Origin of the sequence: Burkholderia sp. BCC1988 (genome assembly GCF_905339895.1) — a bacterium.
In the GTDB taxonomy this organism is placed as follows: Bacteria; Pseudomonadota; Gammaproteobacteria; order Burkholderiales; family Burkholderiaceae; genus Burkholderia.
On the sequence record NZ_CAJPHA010000006.1, the window covers coordinates 220,170 to 237,321 of the forward strand.

Sequence of the window (17,152 nt, forward strand, 5' to 3'; positions counted from 1 at the left end):
GATGCGGACATTGCAGTTGAATCACGCCATCTCCGGATGGAAGCGGCTGCCGGCTCTCCTGCTTTGCGCAGCCGCCCTGTTGTCCGTTCAATCCCTGCCTGCCAGCGCCCAGCAACCGGACGATCCCGTCGCGACCCGCAAGGGTGCGGCGGACTGGCTCGACCGCATCCAGCAGGCGGCGCAGCAGCAGAGCTACGAGGGTACGTTCGTCTACCAGCGCGGCGGGTATGTCCAGTCGTCGCGCATCGCGCACGTGGCGTCCCGCGACGGCGAGTTCGAGCGCATCGAGTCGCTCGACGGCAAGCCGCGCAAGGTGCTGCGGCATAACGACGAGCTTTACACGTTCGTGCCCGAGCGCAAGCTGTGCGTGGTCGAGCGCCGCCAGACGCGCGACTCGTTCCCCGCGCTGCTCGGTGCCGGCGGCGAGCACGTAATGTCCGTCTACGACGCGAAGCTGCTCGGCAAGGACCGTGTGGCCGGGATCGACGCGCAGGTGGTCGAGCTCGTGCCGAAGGACGCGTACCGCTTCACCTACAAGCTGTGGGCCGACGCCCGCACCGGGCTGCTGCTGCGTTCGCAGACGCTCGATGCGAGCGATCACGTGCTCGAGCAGGTCGCGTTTTCGCAGCTGCAGACGGGCGGCGCGACCGGTGACAAATCCGCGATCGCGGCCGGCATGCGCAACCTGAGCGGCTGGACGGTGGTCCGCCCGCCGGTCGCGGCGGTCGACATGGAGGCGCAGGGCTGGCAGATCGCGCCGACCATCGCCGGCTTCCGGAAGATTCGCGAGGTGCGCCGGCCGATGGCCGCGCGCGACGCCGGCGATCCGCCGATTCCGGTCGACCAGGCCGTCTTCACGGACGGCCTCGCGACGATCTCGGTCTTCATCGAGCCGGCCGAAAAGAATACGCGCAAGGAAGGCGCGGGCAGCACCGGCGCGACCCACGTGCTCGTGAAGCGTCGCGGCGACTACTGGATCACCGTGCTCGGCGAAGTGCCGCCGGCCACGTTGCAGCAGTTCGCGTCTGCCATAGAATACAAGGCTTCCAAGTAACGCTACGGCTTCCGACATGACGAAACTCACGCTGCGCAAAGTGTTCGCGGCGGCGGTGCTGTGTGCCTGCCTGCCGCTCGCCCCGCATACCGCGGCCGCGGTCACGCCTCCCGCTGCCAGCCTTCCCGATTTCGCCGATCTGGTCGAAAAGGTCGGGCCGGCTGTCGTGAACATCCGGACCACCGCGAACGTGCCGACGCCCGGCCCGCGCGGCGTGCTCCCGCCAGGCTTCGATAATGGCGACATGTCGGAATTCTTCCGGCGCTTCTTCGGCATTCCGCTGCCGCAGGCGCCCGGCAACGGTGGTGGCGGCGGCAATGGCAATCCGAAGAACGCGCCGGCGCCGGACAACCCGCCCGACACCGAGCAGAACCGCGGTGTCGGTTCGGGCTTCATCGTGTCGGCTGACGGCTACGTGATGACCAACGCGCACGTCGTCGACGACGCGGACACCATCTACGTGACGCTGACCGACAAGCGCGAATTCAAGGCGAAGCTGATCGGCGTCGACGACCGCACGGACGTCGCGGTCGTCAAGATCCAGGCGTCGAACCTGCCGGTCGTCGCGATCGGCGATTCGAACAAGGTGCGCGTCGGCGAGTGGGTCGTCGCGATCGGTTCGCCGTTCGGCCTCGACAACACCGTGACGGCCGGTATCGTGAGTTCGAAGAGCCGCAACACGGGCGATTACCTGCCGTTCATCCAGACCGACGTCGCGGTGAACCCCGGCAACTCGGGCGGCCCGCTGATCAACATGCAGGGCGAGGTGATCGGCATCAACTCGCAGATCTACAGCCGCACCGGCGGTTTCATGGGCATTTCGTTCGCGATCCCGATCGACGAGGCGATGCGCGTGGCCGACCAGCTGAAGGCGACCGGCAAGGTCACGCGCGGCCGCATCGCGGTGGCGATCGGCGAGGTGACGAAGGACGTGGCCGACTCGATCGGGCTGCCGAAGGCGGAAGGTGCGCTCGTCAGCAGCGTCGAACCGGGCGGTCCGGCCGACAAGGCCGGTATCCAGCCGGGCGACATCATCCTGAAGTTCAACGGCCGGCCGGTCGATACGGCGTCGGATCTGCCGCGCATGGTCGGCGACACGAAGCCGGGCACCAAGGCGACCGTCAGCGTGTGGCGCAAGGGTCAGGCGCGCGATCTGCCGATCACGATCGCCGAGACGCCGGCCGAGACGACGGCGAAGGCCGAGCAGCGCAAGAGCGCGCCGCAGAAGCCGCGCCAGGCGAATTCGCTCGGCTTGACGGTCAGCGACCTTTCCGCGGATCAGCTGAAGTCGCTGAAGCTGAAGAACGGCGTGCAGATCGACGGCGTCGACGGCCCGGCGGCCCGAGCGGGGCTGCAGCGCGGCGACATCGTGCTGCGCGTCGGCGACACCGACATCACGAGCGCGAAGCAGTTCGCCGACGTGACCGCGCAGCTCGATCCGCAGAAGGCGGTCGCGGTGCTGGTGCGGCGCGGCGACAACACGCAGTTCGTGCCGGTGCGCCCGCGCGCGGTTCAGAAGTAACGCGCCGATGTTTACGCTCTACGGCCGCGGCTGGTGCCATCTGTGCGACGACCTGCGCGATGCGCTGGCGCCGGTGGCGGCCGAATTCGGCATCGCGGTCGACTACGTCGACATCGATGCGGATCCGGCACTCGTTGCGCGTTACGACGAGGACGTGCCGGTGCTGTTGCTGGACGGCACGGAAGTGTGCCGCCACCGGTTCGACGAGGCGAGGGTGCGCGGCGCGCTCGCGGCCCGGCGCTGAACCCGGCTCCGCTGCCGGCCGGCCGCGCGTTGCGCGGGGCTTCCGGCGGCGGACGCGCCGGCCAGGGCCTCCGGTGGGGCGTCCCTGACCGGCCACCCCAAATTACCGCCCGGCAAAGGCCTTTTCGGCTAAAATAAGCCGTTTTTTCACCGACTTACAAGGCGTGCTCCGCAGTCGTCGAGCGCGCCTTTTTCGCTTGATCGGCACTGAATGGATCATATTCGCAATTTCTCGATCATCGCGCACATCGACCATGGCAAGTCGACGCTCGCGGATCGCATCATCCAGGTATGCGGCGGCCTCGCCGACCGTGAAATGGAAGCGCAGGTGCTCGACTCGATGGATATCGAGCGCGAGCGCGGCATCACGATCAAGGCGCAGACGGCTGCACTGAGCTATCGCGCCCGCGACGGCAAGGTCTACAACCTCAACCTGATCGATACGCCGGGGCACGTCGACTTCTCGTACGAAGTCAGCCGTTCGCTGTCCGCGTGCGAAGGTGCGCTGCTCGTGGTCGACGCGAGCCAGGGCGTCGAGGCGCAGACGGTTGCGAACTGCTACACGGCGATCGAGCTCGGCGTCGAGGTCGTGCCGGTGCTGAACAAGATCGACCTGCCGGCCGCGAACCCCGAGAACGCGATCGAGGAGATCGAGGACGTGATCGGCATCGACGCGACCGACGCGACGCGCTGCAGCGCGAAGACGGGTCTCGGCGTCGAGGACGTGCTCGAAGCGCTGATCGCGAAGGTGCCGCCGCCGAAGGGCGATCCGGCCGCGCCGCTGCAGGCGCTGATCATCGACTCGTGGTTCGACAACTACGTCGGCGTCGTGATGCTCGTGCGGATCGTCAACGGCACGCTGCGTCCGAAGGACAAGATCAAGATGATGGCGACCGGCGCGCAGTATCCGGTCGAGCACGTCGGCGTGTTCACGCCGAAGTCGCGCAATCTCGACTCGCTGTCGGCGGGGCAGGTGGGTTTCATCATCGCCGGCATCAAGGAACTGACGGCCGCGAAGGTCGGCGACACCGTCACGCACGCGACCAAGCCGGCCGCCGAGCCGCTGCCGGGCTTCAAGGAAGTGAAGCCGCAGGTGTTCGCGGGGCTGTATCCGGTCGAGGCGAACCAGTACGACGCGCTGCGCGAATCGCTCGAGAAGCTGAAGCTCAACGATGCATCGCTGCAGTACGAGCCGGAAGTGTCGCAGGCACTCGGCTTCGGTTTCCGCTGCGGCTTCCTCGGGCTGCTGCACATGGAAATCGTGCAGGAGCGACTCGAGCGCGAGTTCGACATGGACCTCATCACGACCGCACCGACGGTCGTCTACGAGGTCGTGCAGAGCGACGGCTCGACGATCATGGTCGAGAACCCGGCGAAGATGCCGGAGCCCGGCCGCATCGCCGAAGTGCGCGAGCCGATCGTCACCGTGAACCTGTACATGCCGCAGGACTACGTCGGTTCCGTGATCACGCTGTGCGAGCAGAAGCGCGGCTCGCAGATCAACATGCAGTATCACGGCCGCCAGGTGCAACTCACATACGAAATCCCAATGGCCGAGATCGTGCTCGACTTCTTCGATCGCCTGAAGTCGGTGTCGCGCGGCTACGCGTCGATGGACTACGAGTTCAAGGAATACCGTTCGTCGGACGTCGTGAAGGTCGACATGCTGATCAACGGCGACAAGGTCGACGCGCTGTCGATCATCGTGCACCGGTCGCAGTCGCAATACCGCGGTCGCGAGGTCGCCGCGAAGATGCGCGAGATCATTCCGCGCCAGATGTACGACGTGGCGATCCAGGCCGCGATCGGCGCGCACATCGTCGCACGCGAGAACATCAAGGCACTGCGCAAGAACGTGCTCGCGAAGTGCTACGGCGGCGACATCACGCGAAAGAAGAAACTGCTCGAGAAGCAGAAAGAAGGTAAGAAACGCATGAAGCAGGTGGGTTCGGTCGAGATCCCGCAGGAGGCGTTCCTCGCGATCTTGCGCGTCGAAGACAAATAACAGGACTGATCCTTTTATGAATTTTGCGCTGATTCTTTTTGTGCTCGTCGTCGTGACGGGCGTAGCGTGGGTGTTGGACAAACTGGTGTTCCTGCCGCAGCGGCGCAAGGCGGCCGACGCGGCGATCGAGGAGTTCGATCGTCAGCAGTCGCGTATCGACAAGCGTTTCGCGGACGAAAACGCGGGGCAGACGCGTTCGAAGCTGCGCGACGAAAAGCTGCGCCAGCCGTGGTGGCTCGAGTACACCGCGAGCTTCTTCCCGGTGATCCTGGCCGTGTTCGTCGTGCGTTCGTTCATCGTCGAGCCGTTCAAGATCCCGTCGGGCTCGATGGTGCCGACGCTGCTGGTCGGCGACTTCATCCTCGTCAACAAGTTCGAATACGGCCTGCGCATGCCGATCACGAACACGAAGATCACGCAGGGCAGCCCGCTGTCGCGCGGCGACGTCGTCGTGTTCCGTTATCCGAAGGACGAGTCGGTCGACTACATCAAGCGCGTGATCGGCCTGCCGGGCGACACGGTCGCTTACCAGGACAAGCAACTGACGATCAACGGCCAGCCGGTGCCCGAAACGCCGCTGCCGGATTTCTTCGACGACGAGCGCCAGAACTACGCGAAGCAGTTCGAGGAAACGATCGGCACGAAGAAGAACGCGATCCTCAACAATCCCGCCGTGCCGCCGTTCGTGATGGGCGCCTACGACTATCCGTATCGCGACAACTGCACGTACAACAGCCGCGGCGTGATCTGCAAGGTGCCGCCCGGTCACTACTTCATGATGGGCGACAACCGCGACAACAGCGCGGACAGCCGCTACTGGGGTTTCGTGCCGGACAACAACATCGTCGGCCGCGCGTTCTTCATCTGGATGAACTTCGGCGACCTGAAGCGCATCGGTTCCTTCAACTGACCGTATTCGACTCGCACGCAATATGCGACGCACGGGCCGCGTCGCGTATTGCCGAACTACTTTAAGAACCGGCGGCAACACCGCCTCGTCACGCCTTTTCGCGTCCGGCCGTGCCGTTTCGGCCCGACCGGCGCCCGCGTTATACTCCTGCACATGCCCCTATCCCAGTTGGAAAGCCGGCTGCGCTACGAATTTCGCAATGCGGAATTGTTGCGCCAGGCTTTGACCCATCGCAGTCACAGTGCCACGCACAACGAACGGCTCGAGTTTCTCGGCGATTCCGTTCTGAATTGCGCGGTGGCCGCCCTTTTGTTCCAGCGTTTCAGCAAGCTGGACGAAGGCGACCTGTCGCGCGTGCGCGCCAACCTCGTCAAGCAGCAGTCGCTGTATGAAATCGCTCAGGCCCTGAATATTTCCGAAGGGTTGCGGCTGGGCGAGGGCGAGTTGCGCAGCGGCGGCTTCCGTCGCCCGTCGATCCTCGCGGACGCGTTCGAAGCCATCATCGGGGCGGTATTCCTCGATGGCGGCTTCGAAGCCGCCCAAGGGGTCATCAAGCGCCTCTATATCCCGATTCTCGACCACATCGATCCGCGCACGCTCGGCAAGGACGCGAAGACGCTGCTGCAGGAATACCTGCAGGGGCACAAGATCGCGCTGCCGACCTACACGGTCGTCGCGACCCATGGTGCGGCGCACAATCAGCAGTTCGAGGTCGAATGCACGGTGCCGAAGCTCGACGTGAAGGTGTCGGGCTCCGGCGCGAGCCGGCGGGCGGCCGAGCAGGCCGCCGCGAAGAAGGCGCTCGACGAGGTGCTGGCAGCCGCGCCGATGCTGGCCGCGAAGCCGAAGCGTTCGAAGAACGCACGCGGGTCGAAGCATGTCGAGCCTGAAATCGTGCCCGGCGTGAAGGGTGTGCAGGAAGCGCTCGACCTGCGTTCTCCGGAACGTAAGGAGCGTGCAGCGGCGCGCGACGCGAAGGCGGCCGCTGCCGCGTCCGCAGCGGCCGATGCCGGCGCACAGCCGGGCGACCGGCCGGCGCAGGCGCCGATGGCCGCGATTCGCGCGGCGCATGTCGATACAGCCGCGGACAAGGCCGACCGGCCCGCGAAACCGACGGCCGACAAGCCTGCCGACAAGGCGAGCGACAAACCGTCAGACAAGCCGGCGGATCGCAACGAACCCGGCGTGCGCGCGGCGGAGAAGCCTGCCGAACGCGCCGACAAGCCAGCCGAAGGCGCGCCCCGCGCAGCCGACAAGCCGGCGGGGCAGGCGACCGATCCGGCCGTGTCGTCCGCCGACAAGCCTGCTGCCGGTTCCGACGCCGCGTCGCGTGCGACGCCGCGCGCCCGCGACGCCGCGGCGCCGGGCCCCGAGGCGCCGCAGGGCGGCGCAAGCCTCGCTGCCGCGCAGGCGCGCGTGGCCGATGCCGATCACTGAATTGCCCATCGATCGTGCCGCGCGTCGCGCGGCCGTTTCCGAACCTGTCTCCCAAACGATATGAACACTCCCGCTCCTACCGGTTTCCGTTGCGGCATGATCGCGATCGTGGGCCGCCCGAACGTCGGCAAGTCGACGTTGATGAACGCACTCGTCGGCCAGAAGATCAGCATCACGTCGCGCAAGGCGCAAACCACGCGCCATCGCATCACCGGCATCAACACGTTCGACGACGCGCAATTCGTGTTCGTCGACACGCCGGGCTTCCAGACCCGTCACAGCACCGCGCTGAACCGCTCGCTGAACCGCGCGGTCACGTCGACGCTCACGTCGGTCGACGTGATCCTGTTCGTGATCGAGGCCGGCCGCTTCGGGCCCGACGACCAGAAGGTGCTCGACCTGATCCCGCCCGGCATGCCGACGCTGCTGATCGCGAACAAGATCGACCGCGTGAACGACAAGGCCACGCTGTTCCCGTTCATGCAGAAGGTGAGCGAGCTGCGCGAATTCACCGAGCTCGTGCCGCTGTCGGCGCAGAAGCCGGAAGACATCAAGCGCCTGCTGGACACGATCAAGCCGTACCTGCCGGAAGGCGAGCCGATCTACGGCGAGGACGAGCTGACCGACCGCAGCTCGCGCTTTCTCGCGGCCGAAATCCTGCGCGAGAAGGTGTTCCGCTGGACCGGCGACGAACTGCCGTACACGAGCACCGTCCTGATCGACAAGTTCGAGGAGGAAGGGCGCCTGAAGCGCATCTTTGCGACGATCCTCGTCGAACGCGATTCGCACAAGGCGATGGTGATCGGCAAGAAGGGCGAGAAGCTCAAGCAGATCAGCACCGAGGCGCGGATGGACATGGAGAAGCTGTTCGACGGCCCCGTGTACCTCGAGACCTTCGTGAAGGTGAAGAGCGGCTGGGCCGACAACGAGGCGGGGCTGCGTGCCTATGGGTACGAATGACGCGCTGACGTCGACCGAAGATGCGGTGACCGCCGGCGCGAACGACGCGCCGTTGCCGGCACCGCCCGAACCGCCGCGTCGCAAGGCGCGGCGCGCGACCTCTCGCACGTCCGATTTCCGCGTCGCCGAGCAGCCGGCGTTCGTGCTGCACAGCTATCCGTACCGTGAAACGAGCCTGATCATCGACGTGCTGACGCGCGATCACGGCCGGCTCGCGCTCGTCGCGAAGGGCGCGAAGCGCCCGCACTCCGCGCTGCGCGGCGTGCTGCAGACGTTCCAGCCGCTGCTGCTGTCCTGGTCGGGCAAATCCGAAGTGCGCACGCTGACGGGCGCCGAATGGGTCGGCGGGATGCTGCCGCTCGGCGGCGACGGGCTGCTGTGCGGCTTCTACGCGAACGAGCTGCTCGTGAAATTCTGCGCGCGCGAGGATCCGCAGCCGCCGCTCTTCAATCATTACGTGCTGACCTTGACGCGCCTCGCGCACGGCGAGCCCGCGGTGCAGGTGCTGCGCTCGTTCGAGCGCGTGCTGCTGCGCGAGACCGGCTATGCGATGGCGCTGAACCGCACGGTCGCGCGCCGGGCGGTCGAGCCCGATCGCCGCTACGTGTTCGATCCCGAGCGCGGCGTGCGCAATGCGGACGACGACGTGCCGTCGCACTGGCCGGTGATTACCGGACAGACGTTGCTCGACATGGAGCAGGACGATTACCATCGAGCCCAGACGGTCGCGCAAAGCAAGACGCTGATGCGCTTCCTGCTGAACACCTATCTCGGCGGTACGCCGCTTGCCACGCGTCAGATCCTGATCGACCTGCAAAACCTATGAGCTTCTTCCTGACAACGCCCACCGTCATCGACCTCGGCGTGAACATCGACCACGTCGCGACGCTGCGCAACGCGCGCGGCACGGCCTATCCCGATCCGATACGCGCGGCGCTCGCGGCCGAAGAGGCCGGTGCGGACGCGATCACGCTGCACCTGCGCGAGGACCGCCGCCACATCGTCGACGCCGACGTGCGCACGTTGCGCCCGCAGCTGAAGACGCGGATGAACCTCGAATGCGCGGTGACGGCCGAGATGCTCGACATCGCATGCGAAGTGCGTCCGCACGACGCGTGCCTCGTGCCCGAGAAGCGCGAGGAACTGACGACCGAAGGCGGTCTCGACGTCGCCGGCCGCTTCGAGGCCGTGCGTGCGGCATGCAGGCAGCTCGCCGACGCCGGCGTGCGCGTGTCGCTGTTCATCGATCCGGACGAAACGCAGATCCGCGCCGCGCACGAAGCCGGCGCGCCGGTGGTCGAGTTGCATACCGGCCGCTATGCCGATGCGCACGACGAAGTCGAGCAGCAGCGCGAATACGAACGCATCGTCGCGGGCGTGCAGGCCGGCGCGCAACTGGGCCTGAAGGTCAACGCCGGTCACGGACTGCATTACACGAACGTGCAGCAGATCGCCGCGATCGACGGCATCGTCGAGCTGAACATCGGCCACGCGATCGTCGCGCACGCGATCTTCGCGGGCTGGGACAACGCGGTGCGCGAGATGAAGGCGATCATGGTCGCCGCGCGCGTGGCCGCGCTGCACGGCGGCGCGCGCTGACGATGCATTCCGTGCGCGCGCGCTTCGCTCGTCACCCGGCGTCGTCCGTGCGTCACGGCGGGCGCTGACATGGCGATCTACGGCATCGGTACCGACATCGTCCAGGTGAGCCGCATCGCGGCCGTGCTCGAGCGCACGGGCGGCCGGTTTGCCGAGAAGGTGCTGGGCCCCGACGAGCTGCGCGTGTTCCATGCGCGCCGCGCGCGCTCCGAGGCGCGCGGCATCGCGTTTCTCGCGACGCGCTTTTCCGCGAAGGAAGCGTTCTCGAAGGCGATCGGGCTCGGCATGCACTGGCCGATGACGTGGCGCGCGCTGCAGACCCTCAACCAGCGCAGCGGCGAACCGTACGTCGTCGCGTCGGGTGAACTGGCCGACTGGCTCGCCGCGCGCGGCATCACGGCGCGCGTGACGGTCAGCGACGAACGCGACTACGCGGTGTCGTTCGTGGTCGCCGAGACCGACGCAGCGCCGCCTGCACCCGCACCTGTTTCCCGAACCACTCCCTGACGGACTTTCCGATTCGATGAAAACGACTCCCGGCCCGGTCATGCTCGACGTCGTCGGCACGGCCCTGTCGCGCGACGATGCGCGGCGCCTTGCGCATCCGAACACCGGCGGCGTGATCCTGTTCGCGCGGCATTTCCAGAACCGTGCGCAGCTGAGCGCGCTGACCGACTCGATCCGCGCGGTGCGCGAGGACATCCTGATCGCCGTCGATCACGAAGGCGGCCGCGTGCAGCGGTTCCGCACCGACGGCTTCACGGTGTTGCCGGCGATGCGCCGCCTCGGCGAACTGTGGGACCGCGACGTGCTGCTCGCGACGAAGGTCGCGACCGCGGTCGGCTACATCCTGGCGGCCGAGCTGCGCGCATGCGGCATCGACATGAGCTTCACGCCGGTGCTCGATCTCGACTACGGGCATTCGAAGGTGATCGGCGATCGTGCGTTCCATCGCGACCCGCGCGTCGTCACGCTGCTCGCGAAGAGCCTCAACCACGGGCTGTCGCTCGCCGGCATGGCGAACTGCGGCAAGCATTTCCCGGGGCACGGTTTCGCGGAAGCCGATTCGCACGTCGCGCTGCCGACCGACGACCGGCAGCTCGACGCGATCCTCAAGCAGGACGTCGCGCCGTACGACTGGCTCGGCCTGTCGCTGACCGCGGTGATTCCCGCACACGTGATCTACACGCAGGTCGACAAGCGGCCGGCCGGCTTCTCGCGCGTGTGGCTGCAGGACATCCTGCGCGGGCAGCTCGGCTTCACGGGCGCGATCTTCAGCGACGACCTGTCGATGGAGGCGGCACGCGAGGGCGGCACGCTCACGCAGGCGGCCGACGCGGCGCTCGCCGCCGGTTGCGACATGGTGCTCGTCTGCAACCAGCCGGATGCGGCCGAAGTCGTGCTGAACGGCCTGAAGGCGCAGGCGTCGACCGAGTCGGTGCGGCGCATCAAGCGGATGCGGGCGCGCGGCAAGCCGCTCAAGTGGGACAAGCTGATCGCGCAGCCTGAGTATCTGCAGGCGCAGGCGCTGTTGAGCAGCGCACTGGCGTAAGCGGGAAGGGCGGCGCGAGGCCGCCGGTCCCGTTGCCGAAGCAAAAAAGCCGCGCTTTTGCGCGGCTTTTTCCATTGACGGCGAAGCGCGGGGTCACACGTCTTTGCGCAACTAACCGTCAGCTCCGGCCGGCGCCCCGAACAACGGCAGCCCGGTCAGTTGACCTTCATCCGCTGCAACTTGTTGTACAGCGTCTTGGGGCTGATGCCGAGCAGCGTCGCCGCGCGATGGCGCGTGCCGCCGACCGCGTCGAGCGTCGCGCGGATCAGCAGATCCTCGACGTCGGACAGCGGGGTGCCGACCTTGATCTGCACGCTGCTGCCGTTCAGCGCGGCGCCGGCCGCGAAGCTTGCTTCGCCCGCGCGCAGCGTTTCGATGAAATCGCCGGATGCGTCATAGGCGAAGCGCACGCGCTCCTGGAGTTCGCGCACGTTGCCGGGCCATTCGTAGGACACGCATTCGCGCACGAAGCCCGGCGCCGCGCGCTTGTCGGTCGTGCTGCGGCCGGTGCCGCGCGCTTCGCGGTTGAGGTCGTCGATCAGCGCGTCCGCGATGGCGAGGACATCGCCGTCGCGTTCGCGCAGCGGCGGCATCGTGATCGACGCCGCATCGAGACGCAGCCACAGATCCTCGCGCAGCATGCCGTTCGCGACCGCCTCGCGGGCCGGGCGGCGCGTGGTCGCGATCAGCCGGAAGTCGCTCGCGATCGAGCTCGTGCCACCGATCCGCATGAAGTTCTGCGAGTCGAGCGCATGCAGCAGCGCCTCCTGCAGCACGAGCGGCAGTGCGGTGATCTCGTCGAGGAACAGCGTGCCGCCGCCGGCCTGTTCGAACAGGCCCGACTCGCGCCGCTCGGCACCGTCGAACGCGCCGCGTTCATGGCCGAACAGCACGCTGTCGAGCGACGCGCCGTGGCGTCCGGCCTGGGCGATCGTGCGGCAGTCGAACGACACGAACGGCCCCTTGCGGCGCCGGCTCAGGTCGTGCAGCGTGCGCGCGGCCAGCTTCTTGCCGGTGCCGGCTTCGCCGGTGAACAGCACGGCCGTTTCGGTGCCCGCGTTGTGCTCGATCATGTCGTACACGTGCTGCATCGCCTCGCTGCGGCCGACCAGCGCGCCGAAGCGGCCGAGGTGGCGCAGCGACGCGCGCAGCGTCCGCACTTCGTCGATCAGTTCGTAGGGGCGCGGAATCCGGGCCAGCAGGCTGCGCAGGCGCGGAATGTTGATCGGCTTCAGCAGGTAGTCCCAGATGCCGTGACGCAGGCCTTCGATCGCGCTCTCGACCGTCGCGTTGCCCGTCAGCACGATCACCGGCAGCGAGCCGTTCGGTTGCTGCTGCGGCAGGTGCTGGAGCAGGTCGAATCCGCTGCCGTCCGGCAGGTTCAGGTCGACCAGGACGACATCGGGAATCGAGCGGCCGAGCGCCGTGCGTGCCTCGGCGAGCGACGTGGCCGTGTCGACCGAGAAGCCGTCTGCGGCGAGCAGCGCGGTCAGGCCGGACAGACTGTTGGGATCGTCTTCGACAATCAGGGCGTGTGGCATGGTGGACGCGAGTCGAGTCAAGAGAGGCGGGCTGTCGGCCATCGGAGCCGGCCGCAGCCGCATGTCAGATTAAAAACTGATTTTATGCCCCGCTGAACGCCTGACGTGCATTATTTCTTTCACGCTATAAAACAGTTACCGATGATACAAATTGAATACCTTTAATGCTGGATTTCGTGCTGTCCATGGTGCCGACGCCCGCTGCTGTTGACGCCAGACAAACAAAAAGCGCCCCGAAGGGCGCTTTGTTCGATCCGGCAATCGCAGGCGATTACGCGCGGCTGCGATATTCGTTCGTACGCGTATCGATTTCGATCTTGTCGCCGGTATTGCAGAACAGCGGCACTTGCAGTTCGAAGCCCGTTGCGAGCTTGGCGTTCTTCAGCACCTTGCCCGACGACGTGTCGCCCTTGACGGCCGGTTCCGTGTAGGTGATCTCGCGAACCAGGATCGTCGGCAGTTCGACCGAGATCGCCTTCTCGTTGTAGAACACGACTTCGCACGCCATGCCGTCTTCGAGGTAGTTCAGCGCTTCGCCCATCATTTCCGCTTCGACTTCGTACTGGTTGTAGTCGGCGTCCATGAACACGTACATCGGGTCGGCGAAGTACGAGTACGTCACTTCCTTGCGGTCGAGCACGACGACGTCGAACTTGTCGTCAGCCTTGTAGACCGATTCCTGGCCTGCGTTCGTCAGCAGGTTCTTCATCTTCATCTTGACGACGGCGGAGTTGCGGCCCGACTTGTTGTATTCCGCCTTTGCGATGACCCATGCTTCGCTGCCGATCTGCACGACGTTGCCTACGCGGAGTTCCTGTGCGGTCTTCATAAAAACTGTCCTGATCCAATCAAATAAATAGGTGCCTGAGCGTTGCGCAACGGCTGACGGCGCAAGCGGCGGTGCGTTCCGGTAGGTGCCAAGAGCCCCAAACGCGAGCGCTTGCGTGGTCAGCCGTCGGATAACCGCTTATTTTAACTGAGATTTTACGTATTCCGCCAGCTTTCCGGCGAGATCGCCGACGCTCGCCAGCGCGTCGGCCCAGCACGCCGCGTTGGCATCCAGTGCGGCACGGTGTTGCAGCAAATCGCCCCAGTCGGGCGTGCCGGCGCCGTTCCATGCATGCCAGAAGCGCCCGAGCGCCGCGCGCGGCGCATCGGCGAGGCCGGCCGACAGGTGCGCGAGCGCGGCGTCGAGCTTCGGCAGGTGCGCATCGTCGGCCTGCGGGTAGATGTGCCATACGAACGGCTTGCGCGCCCATTGCGCGCGGACGAACGAGTCCTCGCCGCGCACGAAGTTGACGTCGGCCACCCACAGCAGCGGGTCGTAGTCGGCCTGCGGGACGAACGCGAGCCCGTACGCGGTCAGATTGCCGCGGCTTGCGCGCGCGCCGGCGCCGAACGGTTCGACCCCGAAGAAGCGGGCGACGGCCGGCGACACGCGGCCGGCGGGCACGAGCGCGACGACGGGCGACGGGCCGTCGCGCCACTGCGCGAGCAGCGCGTCGACGCCCGGATTCTCATACGCGAACAGGCTGACGACGGTCGTGCCCGGCGCCGGTGGCGCGTCGCCCGTCGCATGCCGCCACCAGGCGGTGCGCGCCGCCGCGTCGGCTTCGAAGGCCGTGCGGCGCGCGTCGAGGTCGCGTTCCTTCAGCACGCCGCCCGTGCCGGCCGACAGTCCCGGGAAGAAGAACGTCTTCAGCAGCGGATAGCGCGGATGCGGCGACGGCCGCAAATGGAAATCGGCGACCCAGTCCTCGGCGCTCAGGTATTCGAGATTGATCCACACTGGGCGGCGCGCGCGGCGCGCCATCGCGGCGAGATAGGCGCCGGGCAGCTCGCACGCGAAGGCCTCGATCACGACGTCGGCGATCTCCAGTGCGTCGCCGACTTCCGCATGCCAGTGCTCGATCACGATGCCGTCGAGCGTCTGCCGCCCGGCATCGGGATCGACCCCCGGCAGCAGCCGCGCGAACGTGCGCAGGTCGTCGATGAACAGGCGCACCTGCCAGCCGTGCTCGTGCGCGAGCTGGCGGGCGAGGCGCCAGCACACGCCGATGTCGCCGAAGTTGTCGATCACGGTGCAGAAGAGGTCGCACGCGATCGGTTCGTCGGGCGCGAGCGGCGCAGCGGAGGCAGGGGAGGCGGGGGCGGGGCGGGGCATCGAAGCGGACCGGTGAATGCTCTAAACTGGCGATTCTAATGGACTCGTTCCGCGCCACAAGGCACCCGAATCGCGCATGACATCCCCAGAAGCCGCCGACACCCCGTTCGAACCGAAGAAGATCCTCGTGCAACTGCCGCACATGCCGGGCGTCTACCGCTACTACGATGCGGCGGGCGCCGTGCTTTACGTCGGCAAGGCGCGCGACCTGAAGAAGCGCGTCTCGAGCTATTTCACGAAGACGCAGCTGTCGCCGCGCATCGCGATGATGGTCACGCGCATCGCGCGCATCGAGACGACCGTCACGCGCTCGGAGGCGGAGGCGCTGCTGCTCGAGAACAACCTGATCAAGGCACTCGCGCCGCGCTACAACATCCTGTTTCGCGACGACAAGTCGTATCCGTACCTGAAGCTCACCGCGCACCGCTTTCCGCGCATGGCGTACTACCGCGGCTCGGTCGACAAGCAGAACCAGTATTTCGGGCCGTTCCCGAGCGCGTGGGCCGTGCGCGAGAGCATCCAGATCCTGCAGCGCGTGTTCCAGCTGCGCACCTGCGAGGATTCGGTCTTCAACAATCGTACGCGGCCGTGCCTGCTGCATCAGATCGGGCGCTGCACGGCGCCGTGCGTCGGCGCGATTTCCGAGGACGACTACGCGATCGACGTGTCGAACGCCGCGCGCTTCCTGCTCGGCCGGCAATCGGAAGTGATGAAGGAACTCGAGCAGAAGATGCACGCGTTCGCGGCCGAGCTGAAGTTCGAGCAGGCGGCCGCCGTGCGCAACCAGATGAGCTCGCTCGCGACGGTGCTGCACCAGCAGGCGATCGAGGTCGGCAGCGACAGCGACGTCGACATCCTCGCGGTGGTCGCGCAGGGCGGACGCGTGTGCGTGAACCTGGCGATGGTGCGCGGCGGCCGGCATCTCGGCGACAAGGCCTATTTCCCGGCGCACGTCGAAAGTGCGCTGACGCTGGCCGAAGGCGGGCTCGGCGACGAGGCCGAGGGCGAGGCCGACGCAGCGGAGGCTGCCGGCGACACCGCTGCGGCGTTGCCCGACCGGCCCGCGGAAGACGCTGCCGCCGCGCGTGACGCGGGCGCGTCGGTGGAGGCCGAGGTGCTCGATGCGTTCATCGCGCAGCACTATCTCGGCAATCGCGTGCCGCCCGTGCTGGTCGTGAGCCATGCGCCCGCGAGCCGCGACCTGCTCGAGCTGCTGTCCGAGCAGGCCGGTCACAAGGTCTCGCTGGTGCGGCAGCCGCAGGGGCAGCGGCGCGCGTGGCTGTCGATGGCCGAGCAGAACGCGCAGATCGCGCTCGCGCGGCTGCTGTCCGAGCAGGGTTCGCAGCAGGCGCGCACGCGCGCGCTCGCGGAAACGCTCGGCTTCGAAAGCGACGATCTCGCGACGCTGCGGATCGAATGTTTCGACATCAGCCATACGATGGGCGAGGCGACGCAGGCGTCGTGCGTCGTCTATCACCATCACAAGATGCAGTCGGGCGAGTACCGTCGCTACAACATCACCGGCATCACGCCGGGCGACGATTACGCGGCCATGCGGCAGGTGCTGACGCGCCGCTACGAGAAGATGGTCGAGCAGGCCGCGCAGGCGGCGGCCGCCGACGATGCGGCCGGCATCGACGGCGAATCGACGCGCCAGGCCGAGGCATCGAGCCTGCTGCCGAACATCGTGCTGATCGACGGCGGCAAGGGGCAGGTCGAGATCGCGCGCCAGGTGTTCACCGAGCTCGGGCTCGATACGTCGATGCTGGTCGGCGTCGCGAAGGGCGAGGGGCGCAAGGTCGGCCTCGAGACGCTCGTGTTCGCGGACGGCCGCCCGCCGCTCGAACTCGGCAAGGAGAGCGCCGCGCTGATGCTCGTCGCGCAGATCCGCGACGAGGCGCACCGTTTCGCGATCACCGGGATGCGCGCGAAACGGGCGAAGGCGCGCCAGACCTCGCGGCTCGAGGAGCTCGAAGGGGTCGGTGCGAAACGCCGGCAGCGGCTGCTTGCGCGGTTCGGCGGGCTGCGCGGTGTGGTCGCGGCGAGCGTCGAGGAGCTGGCGAGCGTCGACGGCATCTCGCACGCGCTCGCCGAGCAGATCTACAAGCAGCTTCACTGATCCGGCCGTGCGACCGGCCGCGCCCGAGCGCGATCTCGCGTTCTTG

The 17,152-nt window shown here is 67.0% G+C and carries 15 protein-coding genes; 12 read left to right on the forward strand and 3 right to left on the reverse strand.

What is annotated here, in order from left to right; all coding sequences use genetic code 11:
- Window position 1: 1 nt before the first annotated feature.
- The 11 genes from U4012_RS11055 to nagZ all read left to right on the forward strand — a co-directional run bounded on the left by U4012_RS11055 (window position 2) and on the right by nagZ (window position 11,282).
- A complete protein-coding gene (locus U4012_RS11055) occupies window positions 2-1,054 on the forward strand; it encodes a MucB/RseB C-terminal domain-containing protein (protein WP_044844769.1) in 1,053 nt (350 codons plus the stop codon).
- A 16-nt stretch (window positions 1,055-1,070) separates the two neighbouring features.
- Window positions 1,071-2,576, forward strand: coding sequence for a DegQ family serine endoprotease (locus tag U4012_RS11060; protein WP_044844768.1), 1,506 nt, complete (start codon window positions 1,071-1,073; stop codon window positions 2,574-2,576).
- A 7-nt stretch (window positions 2,577-2,583) separates the two neighbouring features.
- A complete protein-coding gene (locus U4012_RS11065; protein ID WP_044844767.1) occupies window positions 2,584-2,820 on the forward strand; it encodes a glutaredoxin family protein in 237 nt (78 codons plus the stop codon).
- Between the two features lie 210 nt (window positions 2,821-3,030).
- Window positions 3,031-4,824 carry a translation elongation factor 4 gene (gene lepA / locus U4012_RS11070; RefSeq protein WP_321798419.1) on the forward strand — a complete coding sequence of 598 codons (1,794 nt, stop codon included), beginning with the start codon at window positions 3,031-3,033 and terminating at the stop codon, window positions 4,822-4,824.
- Between the two features lie 16 nt (window positions 4,825-4,840).
- A complete protein-coding gene (lepB, locus tag U4012_RS11075) occupies window positions 4,841-5,734 on the forward strand; it encodes a signal peptidase I (protein ID WP_124487453.1) in 894 nt (297 codons plus the stop codon).
- Between the two features lie 153 nt (window positions 5,735-5,887).
- The gene (gene rnc, locus U4012_RS11080) at window positions 5,888-7,171 is read left to right on the forward strand and encodes a ribonuclease III (protein ID WP_321798560.1); all 1,284 of its coding nucleotides are present in this window, start codon (window positions 5,888-5,890) and stop codon (window positions 7,169-7,171) included.
- Window positions 7,172-7,231: 60 nt separating this feature from the next.
- Window positions 7,232-8,131, forward strand: a complete 900-nt coding sequence (gene era, locus U4012_RS11085) for a GTPase Era (RefSeq protein ID WP_006476493.1) — start codon at window positions 7,232-7,234, stop codon at window positions 8,129-8,131.
- Window positions 8,118-8,957 (forward strand): DNA repair protein RecO, encoded by an 840-nt coding sequence (recO, locus tag U4012_RS11090; RefSeq protein ID WP_014897645.1) that lies wholly within the window; start codon window positions 8,118-8,120, stop codon window positions 8,955-8,957. Before era ends, recO begins: the two co-directional genes overlap by 14 nt.
- Window positions 8,954-9,730, forward strand: a complete 777-nt coding sequence (pdxJ, locus tag U4012_RS11095; RefSeq protein ID WP_321798423.1) for a pyridoxine 5'-phosphate synthase — start codon at window positions 8,954-8,956, stop codon at window positions 9,728-9,730. The genes recO and pdxJ overlap by 4 nt, the downstream gene beginning before the upstream one ends.
- A 69-nt stretch (window positions 9,731-9,799) precedes the next feature.
- Window positions 9,800-10,237, forward strand: coding sequence for a holo-ACP synthase (gene acpS, locus U4012_RS11100; protein WP_044844762.1), 438 nt, complete (start codon window positions 9,800-9,802; stop codon window positions 10,235-10,237).
- Between the two features lie 16 nt (window positions 10,238-10,253).
- A complete protein-coding gene (gene nagZ / locus U4012_RS11105; protein ID WP_321798426.1) occupies window positions 10,254-11,282 on the forward strand; it encodes a beta-N-acetylhexosaminidase in 1,029 nt (342 codons plus the stop codon).
- A gap of 155 nt (window positions 11,283-11,437) precedes the next feature.
- Here nagZ and U4012_RS11110 read toward each other — a convergent pair whose 3' ends face one another.
- The 3 genes from U4012_RS11110 to earP all read right to left on the reverse strand — a co-directional run bounded on the left by U4012_RS11110 (window position 11,438) and on the right by earP (window position 14,987).
- Window positions 11,438-12,823 (reverse strand): sigma-54-dependent transcriptional regulator, encoded by a 1,386-nt coding sequence (locus tag U4012_RS11110; RefSeq protein ID WP_044844760.1) that lies wholly within the window; start codon window positions 12,821-12,823, stop codon window positions 11,438-11,440.
- Window positions 12,824-13,094: 271 nt separating this feature from the next.
- Entirely contained in the window at window positions 13,095-13,652 is a 558-nt protein-coding gene (efp, locus tag U4012_RS11115) for an elongation factor P (protein WP_044844759.1), read from the reverse strand.
- A gap of 138 nt (window positions 13,653-13,790) precedes the next feature.
- Window positions 13,791-14,987 (reverse strand): elongation factor P maturation arginine rhamnosyltransferase EarP, encoded by a 1,197-nt coding sequence (earP, locus tag U4012_RS11120; RefSeq protein WP_321798430.1) that lies wholly within the window; start codon window positions 14,985-14,987, stop codon window positions 13,791-13,793.
- Window positions 14,988-15,063: 76 nt separating this feature from the next.
- Between earP and uvrC the strand changes: the two genes are divergently transcribed.
- Window positions 15,064-17,106 carry an excinuclease ABC subunit UvrC gene (gene uvrC, locus U4012_RS11125; protein WP_321798432.1) on the forward strand — a complete coding sequence of 681 codons (2,043 nt, stop codon included), beginning with the start codon at window positions 15,064-15,066 and terminating at the stop codon, window positions 17,104-17,106.
- Window positions 17,107-17,152 lie beyond the last annotated feature (46 nt).

What these genes read in the sequence shown, in the direction of transcription:
- U4012_RS11055 (WP_044844769.1), top strand. Translation starts at nt 2, where the DNA reads ATGCGGACATTGCAGTTGAATCACGCCATCTCCGGATGGAAGCGGCTG.
- U4012_RS11060 (WP_044844768.1), top strand. Translation starts at nt 1,071, where the DNA reads ATGACGAAACTCACGCTGCGCAAAGTGTTCGCGGCGGCGGTGCTGTGT.
- U4012_RS11065 (WP_044844767.1), top strand. Translation starts at nt 2,584, where the DNA reads ATGTTTACGCTCTACGGCCGCGGCTGGTGCCATCTGTGCGACGACCTG.
- lepA (WP_321798419.1), top strand. Translation starts at nt 3,031, where the DNA reads ATGGATCATATTCGCAATTTCTCGATCATCGCGCACATCGACCATGGC.
- lepB (WP_124487453.1), top strand. Translation starts at nt 4,841, where the DNA reads ATGAATTTTGCGCTGATTCTTTTTGTGCTCGTCGTCGTGACGGGCGTA.
- rnc (WP_321798560.1), top strand. Translation starts at nt 5,888, where the DNA reads ATGCCCCTATCCCAGTTGGAAAGCCGGCTGCGCTACGAATTTCGCAAT.
- era (WP_006476493.1), top strand. Translation starts at nt 7,232, where the DNA reads ATGAACACTCCCGCTCCTACCGGTTTCCGTTGCGGCATGATCGCGATC.
- recO (WP_014897645.1), top strand. Translation starts at nt 8,118, where the DNA reads ATGGGTACGAATGACGCGCTGACGTCGACCGAAGATGCGGTGACCGCC.
- pdxJ (WP_321798423.1), top strand. Translation starts at nt 8,954, where the DNA reads ATGAGCTTCTTCCTGACAACGCCCACCGTCATCGACCTCGGCGTGAAC.
- acpS (WP_044844762.1), top strand. Translation starts at nt 9,800, where the DNA reads ATGGCGATCTACGGCATCGGTACCGACATCGTCCAGGTGAGCCGCATC.
- nagZ (WP_321798426.1), top strand. Translation starts at nt 10,254, where the DNA reads ATGAAAACGACTCCCGGCCCGGTCATGCTCGACGTCGTCGGCACGGCC.
- U4012_RS11110 (WP_044844760.1), bottom strand. Translation starts at nt 12,823, where the DNA reads ATGCCACACGCCCTGATTGTCGAAGACGATCCCAACAGTCTGTCCGGC.
- efp (WP_044844759.1), bottom strand. Translation starts at nt 13,652, where the DNA reads ATGAAGACCGCACAGGAACTCCGCGTAGGCAACGTCGTGCAGATCGGC.
- earP (WP_321798430.1), bottom strand. Translation starts at nt 14,987, where the DNA reads ATGCCCCGCCCCGCCCCCGCCTCCCCTGCCTCCGCTGCGCCGCTCGCG.
- uvrC (WP_321798432.1), top strand. Translation starts at nt 15,064, where the DNA reads ATGACATCCCCAGAAGCCGCCGACACCCCGTTCGAACCGAAGAAGATC.